The sequence below is a fragment of the Rhizobium sp. B230/85 genome, from assembly GCF_019355735.1.
Classification (GTDB): Bacteria; Pseudomonadota; Alphaproteobacteria; order Rhizobiales; family Rhizobiaceae; genus Rhizobium; species Rhizobium rhododendri.
On the sequence record NZ_CP072157.1, the window covers coordinates 1237548 to 1251978 of the forward strand.

The window sequence follows — 14431 nt, forward strand, 5'->3', positions numbered from 1 at the left end:
GCTCACTCGTCCCTCCAGTGAAGACGCGGGGCAGGTCTCACTCCTGTCCCGCACATCCTGCCCGCTGATTTGAAGCCGCAAATTCGAAGAGCGTAAAACGGCGTCAGGACGGCTAATTAGCGGCCATGCATCGCCTAAATAATATGCGCAACATGAGAGGCGCGATTTTTTAGGCATAAATCTACAATAAATCGTGTGGCTTGCGACAATCGCTCCCATCGGCAACATCGCTAAGCTTCCCTCCGTCGAGTGCAGAACACTGCACCACTCACAAGAACGGAGCGGGAAATGATGAAGCTGAAAAATGGGAGCCGCAAGGCACTGAAGCCATGGCTGGGCCTGTGCATCATGGCGCAGTTGTTTGTAGCGACGGTGACCGGCGCAACGCTGGTTTCAATGGGAGGTGCCGAGGCGGCTTCCGCGACGCCTGCCGCCTGCGCCGATCTGCAAGCCAAATACCCGGCGCTGAAAGGCAAGACGCTCGTCAATGCCATCAATCCGCATACGCCCGGCTACGAGACGATCGACCCGAACAATCCGGACGCCTATATCGGCTTCGACGTCGATTTTGGCGAAGCCATCGGTGATTGCCTCGGCTTCAAGCTGACTTACAAGCCGGTGACCTTTGCCGCGTTGCTGACCACGGTCCAGGCCGGCCAGGCTGATATCGTCATCTCCGACATCTACGCAACGAAGGACCGTGCCAAGGCCGCCGACTTCGTGACTTACCTGAAGGTCGTCGACGGCGTGCTCGTCGCCAAGGACAATCCGAAGAAGATCACCGGCATCAATATCTCGCTGTGCGGCGCGGTCGCGGCTGAAAACACCGGTTATGTCGAGGTGCCGCTCATCCAGGCGCTGGAAGCAGAATGCAAGGCTGCCGGCAAGCCGGCGCCTGAAATCCAGCTCTACGACAATAACGACAATTGCATCCAGGCGATCCTCGCCGGCCGTGCCGATACTTACATCAACGACGCCAACACCGTCGATGGCGCGGTCAAGGCCTATCCGGACAAGCTCAGCAAGGCCACCGCAGTGACGCTGCCCTATTCGGTCGGCATCGCTGTGCCGCGCAACAATGTCGCATTTCGCGATGCAGTCGTTGCGGCCGTGACGGAGATCCAGAAGTCGGGCCTGCAGCTGGAGCTGATGAAGAAGTGGAGCCTGCCGGCAGACCAGATCGAAGCGCCTTCGCTCATTCTGGCCGACTAATGCACCTTCTCCCGGCCGGGCTCATTGGCCCGGCCGCTTTTCCCTGGACATTGCGAAGGCCATCATGGATCTTTTCCTCCACTATCTCAGCCAGCCCTACCTCATGACCGGGATCGTCTACACCCTCCTGATCACGGTTTTCGGTCTCGCCGGCGGCTTGGTCATGGGCCTTCTTCTGGCCGGCATGCAATTGAGCCGGTTTCGCGCCCTTTCGCTGCTTTCCCGCACCTACGCCATCATTTTCCGCGGCACGCCGCTCATTCTGCAGATGATCTTCTGCTACAACGTTTTGCCGATGATCGGCATCAAGCTGACGGCCATCGAGGCAGCCAGCCTTGCCCTTGCTCTAAATGAAGCGCCGTTTATCGCCGAAATCATCAGGGCCAATGTCATCGGCGTCGATCGCGGCCAGGTGAGTGCCGCGCAGGCCTTGGGCATGACGCCAGGTGCCATCATGTGGCGCGTGATTGCGCCGCAGGCGATGCGATCAATGGTGCCGGCGCTCGGCAACGAAGCCGTCAGCGCGCTGAAGAATTCGTCGCTTGCCTCTGTCGTCTCCGTGCAAGAACTGACGCTTCGAAGCACACAGCTGGCGTCTGCAACGTTCGACTTCTTTTCGATCTTCTGCGCCTCCGGGCTGATGTACCTCATACTGACCGGCGCAATTGCGATCATCCAGATTGTCGTCGAAATGCTTCTGGATCTCGATCGCCCCAAACCCAAGGAACAGATAGCACGGTTTTTCCGCGCGCTATCCCCGGGCCGCGCTGTGATAGCCACCACCGCGACGCCGGCTGCTGTGGGCACGGATATTCCGGCAGCGGAACGCGATCCGCTGCCGCCGGCCTCGCCGAAAGTGACGGCGGCGGCGCGCGGCATCGATCGACAGGCCCGCGCCGCACGGCTGGCCGGAAACCAGGTCGCGGTGGACGTGCGCGGCCTGCACAAGGCCTATGGCCCGAATGTTGTTCTCGACGGCATCAATCTGACAGTCAAGGCCGGCGAAGTCGTGGCCCTGCTCGGACCAAGCGGCTCCGGCAAGAGCACCTTGCTCCGCTGCATCAACCGTCTCGAAGGCTGGGAGGAGGGCTCCATCGAGGTCGGGGGAAGGTCTCTGGCGTTGAATGAAAGCGGCAGGACCCTGTCGCCACGGGCAATCGCGCAGATGCGGGCCAGTGTCGGTGTCGGCATGGTGTTCCAGCAGTTCAATTTGTTCGCCCATCTCACAGCCAGGGAGAATGTCGCCGATCCGCTGCAATGGGTTCAGCGGCTTTCACGCCTCGACGCAAATCGTCGGGCCGAAGCGCTGCTGCAGAGAGTGGGTCTGTCACACCGAGCCGATGCCCTGCCGCGCCATCTGTCCGGCGGCCAGCAACAGCGTGTCGCCATTGCCCGCGCCGTTGCTCCCGGTCCGACCGTCCTTCTGCTGGACGAACCGACTTCGGCACTCGATCCGGAACTGGTCAACGAAGTGCTCGAAGTCATTCGCCGCCTTGCTGTCGAAGACGGCCTGGCGATGATCATCTCCACCCATCAGCTCCGTTTTGCTGCCGAAGTCGCAGATCGCGTTGTCTTTCTCTCCGGCGGCTCCATCGTCGAGGAAGGACCGGCCGAGGAAATACTGAACAGGCCCCGGCATCCGCTGACGGCGCGCTTCCTTAGTAAGATGGAAGGCGAGTGAACCTGCGGTTCCTGCCTTCCAGTCTGTATTCTCAAAGAGGTCTTCCATGACGAACCATCATTTGCCAGCGACGTCTTCCACCGTCCACTGGGGCTATTTCAGCAAGACGCTTGCCCCCGTGCTGACGCTGAAATCCCATGACCGCGCCACCATCGAAACCATCACCCACCATGCCAATGACGACTATGATCGCATGATTGCCGGAGATGCTGAGGCAGAAAAGATTTTTCGCTGGACGAGCGAGCAGAAGACCATGGGCCGTCGTGGCGCCGGCGCTACCGAGGGTCCGTTCACCCATGGCGCCGGCGAAGGCCTCGGCGTGCATCTGCTGACGGGTCCGATTGCCATCGAGGGTGCAGAGCCCGGCGATGTGATCGAAGTCCGGATCCTGAATGCCTATCCACGACCCAGCGCCAACCCCGCCTATGAAGGCCGCTATTTCGGCTCCAACCCATCGGCAAACTGGGGCTTTCAGTACAATGATTTGGTCGAGGAGCCGAAGCAGCGGGAAGTGGTGACGATCTACGAGCTCGATATGAAGGAGCCCGCCACCGTCTCGGCCGTATACTCCTACCTTTGGACGCCGCAGACCGATCCGGATGGCATTGTCCATGCGACGATCGATTATCCTGGCGTCAGGGTGGACCACAATACCGTTGTCAAGAAAGACGGGGTTCTCGCAGGTATCAAGGTGCCGGCCCGCCTGCATTTCGGCACGATGGGGCTGGCTCCGGCCGAAGCCGATTTCGTCAGCACGATCCCGCCGAACTATACCGGCGGCAACATGGACGATTGGCGGATTACCTCAGGCGCTCGGATGTATTATCCGGTCGCGGTGCCCGGCGGCCTGTTCTCCGTCGGTGATGCCCATGCCTCACAAGGCGATAGCGAGTTGAGTGGCACCGCGGTCGAGATATCGCTGACGGGAGAGTTCGAGTTCATCCTGCATAAAAAGGCAGACCTGCCCGGCACCGTGCTCGAGGGGCTGAACCATCCGCTGCTGGAGAATGACGACGTCTGGTCGGTCTACGGTTTCAGCTACGCCAACTATCTGTCCGAGCTCGGTCCCGATCACCAACAGGAAATTTTAAAGCGGTCCAGCCTCGATCTCGCCATGCGCGATGCCTTTCGCAAGCTCCGCCGCTTCCTGATGACGGCGCATAATCTGTCGGAGGACGAGGCAATTTCGCTGATGTCGGTGGCTGCGGATTTCTCGGTGACGCAGGTCGTCGATGCCAATTGGGGGGTCACCGGTTCGATCCGGAAATGCGTGTTCGCCAGCAAATGACGAGCAGGCTGGCATTCTCTTCTTCGCATGTGCAATATGGATCCGAAGGGATCCAGGCGGGGGCTGTTGCAGACCCTGCCGCCACTGCAGATCAAGGGATGACCATTAGGCAATTTCTCAGCGAAGCCTATCCGACACGCTCTCGAAAAGGGGCGTGGCAGGATATCCTGTCCGAGTTCGGCCTTAGATCCGATGCTGCCGATCAGGGGCTGGAAAGCTTTGCCACGGCCTCGCTGAGGGGCGATCGTCAGTCGTTGCTCCTGGCGCGCCTGACCGCCGGCGACCAGACGTTGTCCCCGCTCGTCCGGCGACCCGGCGGCCCGATTGCACTGATCTCCCTCGACGAAAGCCTTGAGATGCGGCTCGGCAGCGAGACGCTGTTGATCGAGGCTGGTAGTCTGGTGATCGTGCCGGCTGTCGGCGAGTGGCAGCTATGCCTTCGCAAGAGCGCCCGGATGATCGTTCTTTCCATTGCGGACAGCCTGTTTCCCGGCCACAAGGCCGGCCTGCAGACCTTGAAGGCGCCGCGGCATTACGTGGCCACAGGGATTGCGGCAATATTCATAAAGACTGTCGAGACGGCCGCTGGCGAGATGGATAGCGTTTCGGAGTTGGAATGGCGATCGCTCGAAGGCGCCCTTGCGGATCTGTTTGTCGCCATCGTGCTGCAGGCCGAGACACATGACGCCGCCGCAAGCCCCGGTTCAGCGGCGCTATTTCATCGCGTCACGCTGGGTATCGAGCGCCATCTTCACGAGCCGGAATTGACCGCACTGCGCATTGCGCGCCTCGAAGGCATTTCGGAACGCTACCTGCAAAAGCTGTTCTTGCAGAACGGCGAAAGCGTTAGCAACTATATTCGTGAACGCCGTCTCCAGCGTGCGAGGGCAGCGCTCGTCGCCCCCGGCGAGATCCGTCTGCCGATTGCCGAAATCGCCTATAGCTGCGGTTTCGGAGATGCAGCCAATTTCAACCGTCTGTTCAAGGAGCGCTTCGGCTTGCCGCCGGGCGCATTTCGCAGCCGGCACCTGGAGAAGCTGGCTGCCAACACGAATGCAGAGCAGCGTGGCTGGCCGTTGAGCGCGCTGGTCGCCAAGCGGCTCCAGCAACGATCTATCGACACGGGCGATGCATTTGCCGATAGCGATGGCAGCGAGGCCGAGGCAGGCTCATCGGTCCATCACGTTCTTGCCGCCTCTGCTGCGACCGTGCACTGGGGCTATTTCAGCCGGGCGCTGCCGCCTGTCCTCGAGATCCGCTCGGGCGATACCGTTGAAATCCAGACGTTGACGCAGCACGCCTCCGACGCGCCGGAACTGATGATCCACGGGGATGCGGGGGCCGAGGACGTGTTTTACTGGACTGCCCAGAAAAAGTCCGTAGATCGCCGGGGTGCGGGTCCGATCGACGCCTCGATTTACGGCCGCGGTGCGGGCGAAGGCTTCGGGGTCCATATCTGCACGGGGCCGATCTATATGAAGGACGCGGAGCCGGGCGACGTCATCGAGGTCCGCATCAATTCGATTTCGCCACGACCGTCCAACAGCCCCGGCTATGAAGGACGAGCTTTCGGCAGCAGCGTCGCTGCCTGGTGGGGTTACCATTATAACGAGTTCATTCAGGAGCCCAAAGCGCGTGAAAATATCACGATCTACGAAGTCTTCGCAGACGAAGGCTATGCCGAGGCGCTGTATTCCTATCGCTGGCAGCCGCAGGCCGATCCCTTCGGGGTCGTTCACCGAACCTATGATTATCCGGGCGTTCCGGTCGATCGAAGCTCGGTCGAGATTTGCTCGCCTGTTCTGGAGGGCGTCCGCATCCCGCTCAGGCCGCATTTCGGCGTAATCGCAGTGGCACCACGCGAAGCGGAGCTGGTCGATTCCGTGCCACCCTCCTATTTCGGCGGCAATCTCGACAATTGGCGGCTCGGCCAAGGATCCGCCGTCTACCTGCCGGTATCGGTGCCGGGTGCGCTGTTGTCGATCGGCGATCCCCATGCGGCGCAGGGCGATGGCGAACTCGGCGGGACAGCCATCGAGTGCTCGATGACCGGCGACGTCACCGTCATCCTGCACAAGAAGGGCGAGCTCTTTGTGGAGTTGAGCTATCCCTTGCTCGAAACGCCGACGGAATGGATTTTGATCGGTTTCAGCCACCCGAACTACCTCGCGGAATTCGGCAAGAAGGGACAGGGAGAGGTCTACGCAAACTCTTCGCTCGATCTGGCCATGAAGGACGCGTTTCGAAAAGCCCGGCGTTTTCTCATGGAAAGCAAGGGACTTACGGAAGACGAGGCGATCGCCCTGATGTCTGCGGCGGTCGATTTCGGCGTGACGCAGGTCGTCGACGGCAACTGGGCTGTCCATGCAATCATCAGGAAATCCCTCTTCAGGGTATAAAATTCAAAGTCTTCAAGGATAAAGGAAATCGATCATGCAGTTCCACATGATAGCCGGCGGCCCCAAGCCCGTTGCACCGTTTAGCCATGCCGTCGAAGTCGATGGCACGGTATACGTAACAGGGCAGATGCCCGACACGCCGGAAACGCCCGGCCAGCTACCGGAGGGCATCGAAGCCCAGACGCGCAACGTCATGGCAAATTTGCTCACCGTTCTCTCCGGACTCGGCCTCGGTCTGGAGCACATTGCGATGGCGCGCATCTACCTGACGCATTTTGACGACGACTATGCCGCCATGAACGAGGTTTATCGCAGCTATTTTCCAGAAGGCCGCCTTCCCGCCAGAACATGCGTCGGCGTGACGGGCCTCGCCTACAACGCCCGCATCGAGATCGACCTCGTCGCCAAGCGGCCGTCTTGATGGGATAGTGCAGGAGGGTGGGGTAGGGGGCTACCTACATGTGATGCAACAGGGTGACAGACCATTCCCTTCATTGATTGGAATGAATCTTGCATCGTTATCCGTCATCAGGTGCCGACCTCTTTGCTCGAGCACCAAAATTGATGGGAAGAGATATTTTATGAAGTTTTCGATTGCGATGGCTTTTGTCGGCCTGATGGCGGCGGCGCCTGTTTGCCATGCGCAGGATGGTGCATTGGCTGCCATCAGGCAGGCTGGTGTGCTCAAGGTAGGTACGACGGGCGACTATAAGCCGTTCAGCTACAAGGGTGCGGATGGCGCGCTGGTCGGTGCCGATATTAACATGGCAAAGGACCTGGCGGCAAGCCTCGGCGTCAAGGTGGAATTCGTGACTACCACCTGGAAAACCATGCTGGACGACTTCAAGGCGGGCCAGTTCGACGTTGCCGTGGGCGGCATTACCGTCAATCCGGCACGCGCCGAGGTGGGCGACTTTTCATTGCCAAACGTCAGCGACGGCAAGCGACCCATCGCTCGTTGCGCCGACAAGGACAAATACACGACGATCGAAGCCATCGACCAGCCTTCGGTGAGGGTGATCGTCAATGCCGGCGGCACCAATGACAAATTCGCCCATGAGCACTTTACCAAAGCCGCGATTGACGTTCTTCCCGACAACAAAATGATTTTCGATGAGATTGCTGCCGGCAAGGCCGATGTCATGGTAACGGACGGAATTGAAGCCGACCTGCAATCGAAATTACACAGCGGCGTCCTTTGCCCGGCGGCAGTCAAGGAGCCTTTCACGCACTTTCAAAACGCCTATTTGTTGCGCAAAGATCCTGAGTTGAAGGCGGCTGTCGATGCTTTTGTAAACAAGGAACTGGCGAGCGGAGCATGGAAGCAGAAACTTGACGCCGCCATGTAGGCAAAGGCGATGCAAGTTCGCCCCCACGTTTGCCTGTTTTACGAAGAAGATCGGGTCCAGTTCTGGGCTTTCTCAAAAAGCCGCCCATAGACTTGCTGGCCTCGGCGAAAAACGTCGAGGCGGAAGAATTCATTAGGGGCATGCAGGTTCTCGTCGCCGTGGGAAAAGCCGAGCATGACCGCATGTAGCCCCAGAATATCGACAAATGGCGAGAATGCCGGGATCGAGCCACCGGCCCAGATACGGTAGGGGGCCTTACCATAGACTTCCTCGAGCACCTCCCTTGCTAGTCCGCTTGCAGGGTGGATGTCCGGAATGCTGAAAGCGCGGGCTTCCCGCTCGGTCGCGGAGAACTCCACGGCAACCCCCGGCGGGCAATGGGCTTCGACATGCTTGCGGATCGCCTCCGTAAGTTTCTCCGACGATTGTGCATGAACGATCCGGCAGGTGAGCTTGGCACTGGCTGAGGCAGGCAGGACGGTCTTTGCGCCTTCGCCCTGCCAGCCGGATGTCAGGCCATTCACATCCAGCATAGGCCGTGCACCGATGCGCTCCAGCACGGAGTAGCCGGGCTCCCCGTGGGTCGAAGGGGCGCCCGTTGCGTCGAGATAGTCATGCTCGTCGTAGGGCAACAAGGCTATGGCGTTCCGCATTTCCTGCGTCAGGGGAACGACGTCATCGTAGAAACCTTCGACCGTCACCAGCCCATCCGGTGATTTCATCGTTGACAGGATCTGCGCCAGTGCCATGGCCGGGTTGGCTATCCCGCCGCCGTGCAAGCCGGAGTGCTGGTCTGCCTTCGGCCCGGTGACCTTAATTTCAAAAGCCAGCGTTCCCTTCATCGCCTGCATGATCTGCGGCTGGTCCGGTGCCCATTGCAGGCCGTCGGCCGAAAACGCCATGTCGGCCTCAAGACGCGCAGCGTTCTCCGCGATGAATGCCCGCAGCGAAGCCGAGCCGACCTCTTCCTCGCCTTCGAACAGGAATTTCACATTCACTGGCAGGGTGTTGGTGGTCTTCAGCATGGCTTCGACCGCGAGGATCGGGGTCAGCATGCCACCCTTGTCGTCGGATACGCCACGTCCCCAAAGCTTGCCGTCTCTCAGCGTCGGCTCGAAGGGAGGGTTGTCCCAGAGATCCAGCGGTTCGGCAGGCTGTACGTCGAAATGACCGTAGATCAATACTGTCGGCTTTCCCGGACCCGCATCCAGCCATTCGCCATAGACGACGGGGTGCCCTTTGGTCGGCATCACCTCGGCCTTTTCGACACCTGCCGCCTTGAGGCGGGAGACGACCCATTCGGCGGCGCGATAGACATCGCTCGTGTTTTCCGGCTTGGCCGAAACGGACGGAATGCGCACGAACTCCGTGAGTTCGTCGATAAAACGAGACTGCTCTTGATCGAGGTAGGACGACCAGTCCATCATTTTTTGCTCCACCTTCACATATGCCTGTCATTCGCTCGTTAGCCGGGGTGTGTGCATCAGCTGCGCATCGCGCGCCCGGCTGGATCGTAAGGCGAGTTGGGAATGATCCGCGCCGCGCGGGGCTGCCCGACGACGTGGACCACAAGCTTCATGCCTTCGGCTGCAAACTGCCGATCGACGAGGGCAAGGGCGATGCTCTTTCCAAGTGTATGGACGTAGCCGCCGGAGGTGATGTAGCCGATCAGGCTGTCTTCCTTCCAGACCGGTTCGTAGCCGCTGGCATCGGCATCGGTCGCGTCGACTTCGAGCGTGACGAGCACCCTGGCAGCTCCACCGGCGTTACGCTCCGCCAGCGCCGCCTCCCGGCCGACGAAATCACCCTTGTCGAACGCTATGAAGCGCTCCAGCCCGGTCATTGAAGGCGTGTAGGCCTGGGTAAATTCGCGCGACCAGATGCCGAAGCTTTTCTCCAGACGCAGGGCATTTGTCGCGCCATAGCCGATCTCGCGAAGGCCGGCATCTTTGCCAGCGTCCAGCAGGATGCGGCGGAGCGTGGCGTGTTCGAAGGCCCGGCAGTTGATCTCGTAGCCCAGTTCGCCGGTAATCGAGAGCCTTGCCACCCGGGCCCGAATAAGGCCGATATCGATTGTATCGCAGCCCATGAAAGGCAGCGCGGAGCGCGCTATATTTTGATGGGTGAGACTTTGCAGGATCTCCCGGGAGGCGGGACCGGATAGCGCGAAACCGGTGAAGTCGTCCGAGATGTCATCTACGGTAACGTCGCAGGAAAGATGGCTCTCGAACCAGCGCATGTGCCAGTGCCTGAGGTAATAGGAGCCCATGATCCACCAGCTGCCATCGCCCCAGTTGAACAGCGTCAGGTCGCCCTTCAGCTTGCCGCTGTCCGAGAGCATCGGTGCAAGCCTTGCCTGCCCCGGTTTGGGCAGGCGACATGCGAAGGTCCTGTCGAGCCAGCCCTGCGCGCCCGGACCCGATACCCGGTAGCGCGAGAAAGCAGACGTATCCAGGAGCCCCGCTTTCTGGCGGACGGCAGCGACTTCGGCGCCGATGATGGCATCTGCGTTGGAGCGCTTGAGGCTTGGTTTTTCGACGAAGTCGGGGTCGGCGAAATAAAGCGGGATTTCAAGGCCCCAGCTGCTGCCCCAGCGGGCGCCGGCCGCAGTCATCGCGTCGAACGCGGGTGGCGTGCGCAACGGTCTTCCGGCCGGCAATTGCTCGTTCGGGTAGCTCATGACGAAGCGGCGCGAGTAGAACTGTCCTGTCGTCTGGCGAATATATTCGCGGTTGGAGGCGAAATCGCCGTACCGGGCGATATCCATACCGAAGATGTCCGCCTCGGGCTCGCCGTGCACCATCCACTCGGCCAGCGACTTGCCGACGCCGCCGCCCTGCAGGAAGCCCGCCATCACACCGCAGGCAACCCAGTAGTTCGGCACGCCGCGCACCGGCCCGACAAGCGGGTTGCCGTCCGGAGAAAAGGTGAAGGCGCCGTTGACCCATCGCTTGATGCCTGCCGTCTGCAGGCACGGGAAACGCTCGAAGCCGAGTGTCAGCTCGCTGGCAATGCGGTCCGTATCCTCCTGAATAAGCGCAATGCCGAAATCCCATGGCGCGCCGTCCATGTTCCAGTGCCGGTAGTCGGTCTCGTATATCCCCAGTAGCAGGCCTTTCTGCTCCTGTCGCATGTAGGTGAAGCCTTCGAGATCGACGATCATCGGCAGTTCGTGGTCGAGAGCCGCAATTTCCGGGATAGACTCCGTGACCAGATAGTGATGCTCCATCGGCGTCACCGGCAGGTCGATGCCGGCCATGCGGCCGATCTGCTTGGCCCAGAGACCGCCTGCATTCACCACATGCTCGGCGATCACGGTTCCTTTTTCCGTGACGACGTTCCAGGATTTGTCGGGACGTTGCGTCAGTTCCAGCACCCGGTTGTGCTCGATGATCGTGGCGCCGCGTTTTTTGGCGCTGCGTGCATAGGCATGCACAACGCCCGACGGGTCGATATGCCCCTCGCGCCCGGCATACAGGCCACCCAGCACGCCTTCGATACTGACGATCGGGCAAAGCTTCTTGATCTCTTCGGGGCCGACGAGGTGGACGTCGGATATGCCCATGGTCTGGAAGACGCGGTAAGTGGATTGCAGCCATTCCCAGCGTTCGGGAGCGGACGCAATGGAAATGCCGCCGGTCATGTGCATGCCGATATTCTGGCCCGATTCAGCCTCTATCTCCGACAGAAGGTCGATCGTGTAGGATTGCAGCGCAGCGATATTGGGATCGGCATTGAGGGCGTGAAAGCCACCCGCCGCATGCCAGCTCGATCCCGCCGTCAGTACGTTCCGCTCGAAGAGCGCCACATCCGTCCAGCCGAGCTTCGCCAGATGATAGGCCACAGAGGCGCCGACAACCCCGCCACCGATAATGGCAACTCGGTAATGGCTTTGCATGGGTCCGGTCCTTTCCATGTTGGCGGGCAACGTTCTCTATTTCCAACCTGCCAATAATGGACACTAATGTCTATGAATTTCAAGGCTTGAATTTCTCTCTGCCTAGCCGCTCGGCTGCTCAGACGTCCGGGTGAAAGCGACGAGCGAACCGCCTGAAGGCCTCCATCTCATCCTCCGTCACATGCTGTCCGCTGAACGCCAGGACGTAGGATTCCACATAGGTAAACCTGACCTTCATGCTCTCCGGTACATCGAGCGCATAGTGACCGATCTGCGTGAAATAGAGGACCCGTGCCCTTACAAGAGCTTCCTTGGCGGGGTAGCCGTGGCGAATGAACATCTTCTGTAAAGCGTCTACGCGCTGATCGTCTGCCTGTACCACCACGGCGTTCACGGACGAGGAACGCTTAGCCCAAAACCGCACCGCCATATCGAGCTGGAAGTCGAAAAGGCTGGCGTCCACCCAGCATTCGAAGACGTTGAGGATTGCCTGCGTTATCGTGTCTGCCGGTCGCATGGCACGCTCGATGATGGGGCCCGTGTTCTTGCGGAGCCACAAATCGAGCATCTGGGCGTGAAGGTCCTTGGTGTTCTTGAAGAAGAAATAGAAGCTCGAGCGGGACACGCCGAGTGTCTTGGCAATGATCTGAACCTTGACACGATCTATCCCGTCGCTGATCAGCGCCTGGATGGACAGGTCGAGCCATTCCTCCTTCGTCGTGCGGCCAACCCTCTCTGGGGCATCGGCCTTTACCCTGGTGTTGCTGCTACTCATGCCTGCACCCGTAGTTTCATCTTCGCTCATTATCAAATAGCCCATGCGCCGGATAAAGTTCTGGCGAAATGCAGGATTGACGAGCCGTTATAATGGACATTAGTGTCTATGGAAGCTGCTCGTCTAGAGATGATCCGTCCGTTGTGCACTTTATCGAAAAGGGGATGCCGAATGACGTCGAAGTTTGGAAATGAGAACCGGGACCCCCTTTCGACGGTTCAGTCTGCCGAAGGCGTGACTAGGCGTACCGTCTTGCAGGGTTCGCTCGCAGGCGCCACATTGATGTTTACGGGCAGCGGCGCATTTGCACAGGCTGCAACACCCAAGAGCGGCGGCCATCTGAAGATCGCCATGAACGGCGGCGCGTCGACCGATGCACTCGACCCCGCAAGCTACATCAGCGCCCTGCAATTTGTGCTGGCCCGCAGCTGGGGCGATACCCTGGTCGAGACCGACCCGACGACCGGCAAGGCGGTTCCGGCTCTGGCTGAATCATGGGAGACGACCGATGGCGGAACGACCTGGTCGTTCAAGATCCGGAAGAACGTGCGCTTTCATAATGGCGATGCGCTGAAAGTCGAGGACGTCGTCGAGACGCTGCGCCGCCACAGCGACAAAGCCTCCAAATCAGGCGCGCTCGGCTACCTCGCCAGCATCAAGTCCGTAGAGGCTTCGGGCGAGAATGTCGTCGTGACGCTGACCGAGCAAAACCGCGACCTGCCGCTGATCTTCAGCGTCTACAACCTCGTCATCCAGCCGAACGGTGGCAGGGGCGATCCCAATGCCGGTATCGGCACCGGTCCCTTCAAGATCGTCCGCAACAATCCCGGCGTCCAAATCCTGCTTGAGAAGAACAAGGACGACTGGCATCCCAACCGTGGCTGGGTCGACAGTGTCGAGATCCTGGCGATTGCCGACGTATCGGCGCGAACGGCCGCTCTGGCCTCGGGGCAGGTTCATTTCATCAATGCAATCAACCCCAATACAATCCCACTGCTGGGGCGAATGAAGAATATCACCATTCACAACACGCCCGGGCGCAGCCACTATACGATGCCCATGCTGGTCGACCAGAAACCGTTCGACAACGTCGATCTTCGCCTTGCCTTGAAATACGCCATCGATCGCAAATTTCTGCTGAAGCAGGTCCTTGGTGGATACGGGACGCTCGGCAACGACTTTCCTGTGAATGCTGCCTTCGACATGTTTCCCGGCGACATTCCGCAGCGTGAATTCGATCCGGAGAAGGCTGCCTTCCACTACAAGAAATCCGGTTTCGACGGGGCCGTTCCAATCTATGCTGCCGACGTCATGCAGGGCGGCGTCGATATGGCGGTCATCCTGCGGGATGGCGCGGCGAAGGCCGGCATCAAGGTCGCCGTCAACCGCGTTCCGACGGACGGCTACTGGAGCGGCGTCTGGCGCAACAAGCCTTTCTGCGTCTCGTTTTTCGGAACGCGCCTGACGCAGGACCTGATCTATTCGCTCGAATTCTATTCGAAATCAGCAAGCAACGAGTCGAAGTTCGACAATGCGAAATTCGACACGCTGCTGCTGGCCGCACGGGCCGAAGCAGACGAAGCGAAGCGCAAGGAGATGTACCGTGATATGGCACTCCTCGTGCGCGACGAGTCGGGTTCGATCATTCCCGTGTTCAACAACTACCTGAATGCGTCGAGCCCCGCCCTGAAGGGCTTCGTACCGGACGTCGGCAACGATCTCAGCAACGGATACATCGCATCACGCGTCTGGCTGGAGAGCTGAGGCAATCGGCGTGATCGTTGTCTGATCGATTATCGCGCCGACCGTTCATCCCGCAATACTTCCGC

10 protein-coding genes are annotated in these 14431 nt (G+C 59.9%); 7 read left to right on the forward strand and 3 right to left on the reverse strand.

Annotated features, from left to right (window positions below):
* Positions 1-348 precede the first annotated feature (348 nt).
* The 6 genes from J5289_RS23715 (at position 349) to J5289_RS23740 (ending at position 7929) form a co-directional block, all read left to right on the forward strand.
* Positions 349-1212 carry an ABC transporter substrate-binding protein gene (locus J5289_RS23715; protein ID WP_161990976.1) on the forward strand — a complete coding sequence of 288 codons (864 nt, stop codon included), beginning with the start codon at positions 349-351 and terminating at the stop codon, positions 1210-1212.
* Positions 1213-1276: 64 nt separating this feature from the next.
* On the forward strand, positions 1277-2893 hold the full coding sequence (locus tag J5289_RS23720) for an ABC transporter permease subunit (protein ID WP_143123147.1): 1617 nt from the start codon (positions 1277-1279) through the stop codon (positions 2891-2893).
* Positions 2894-2939: 46 nt separating this feature from the next.
* Positions 2940-4181, forward strand: a complete 1242-nt coding sequence (locus tag J5289_RS23725; protein ID WP_209186407.1) for an acetamidase/formamidase family protein — start codon at positions 2940-2942, stop codon at positions 4179-4181.
* 98 nt (positions 4182-4279) lie between these two features.
* Positions 4280-6580: an acetamidase/formamidase family protein gene (locus J5289_RS23730; RefSeq protein WP_209187742.1), complete on the forward strand. Its 2301-nt coding sequence runs from the start codon at positions 4280-4282 to the stop codon at positions 6578-6580.
* Positions 6581-6614: 34 nt separating this feature from the next.
* Positions 6615-7001 (forward strand): RidA family protein, encoded by a 387-nt coding sequence (locus J5289_RS23735; protein WP_209187743.1) that lies wholly within the window; start codon positions 6615-6617, stop codon positions 6999-7001.
* A 160-nt stretch (positions 7002-7161) separates the two neighbouring features.
* Positions 7162-7929 carry a transporter substrate-binding domain-containing protein gene (locus tag J5289_RS23740; protein ID WP_374108314.1) on the forward strand — a complete coding sequence of 256 codons (768 nt, stop codon included), beginning with the start codon at positions 7162-7164 and terminating at the stop codon, positions 7927-7929.
* 38 nt (positions 7930-7967) lie between these two features.
* Here the strand turns inward: J5289_RS23740 and J5289_RS23745 are convergent, their stop codons facing one another.
* The 3 genes from J5289_RS23745 to J5289_RS23755 all read right to left on the reverse strand — a co-directional run bounded on the left by J5289_RS23745 (position 7968) and on the right by J5289_RS23755 (position 12602).
* Entirely contained in the window at positions 7968-9356 is a 1389-nt protein-coding gene (locus tag J5289_RS23745) for a dipeptidase (RefSeq protein WP_209207130.1), read from the reverse strand.
* A 56-nt stretch (positions 9357-9412) separates the two neighbouring features.
* Positions 9413-11827 (reverse strand): FAD-dependent oxidoreductase, encoded by a 2415-nt coding sequence (locus J5289_RS23750; protein WP_209207129.1) that lies wholly within the window; start codon positions 11825-11827, stop codon positions 9413-9415.
* Between the two features lie 118 nt (positions 11828-11945).
* Positions 11946-12602 (reverse strand): TetR/AcrR family transcriptional regulator, encoded by a 657-nt coding sequence (locus tag J5289_RS23755; protein ID WP_142830917.1) that lies wholly within the window; start codon positions 12600-12602, stop codon positions 11946-11948.
* Between the two features lie 171 nt (positions 12603-12773).
* Between J5289_RS23755 and J5289_RS23760 the strand changes: the two genes are divergently transcribed.
* Complete coding sequence (locus J5289_RS23760) at positions 12774-14366, forward strand: ABC transporter substrate-binding protein (RefSeq protein WP_209207128.1); 1593 nt, start codon at positions 12774-12776, stop codon at positions 14364-14366.
* Positions 14367-14431: the final 65 nt, after the last annotated feature.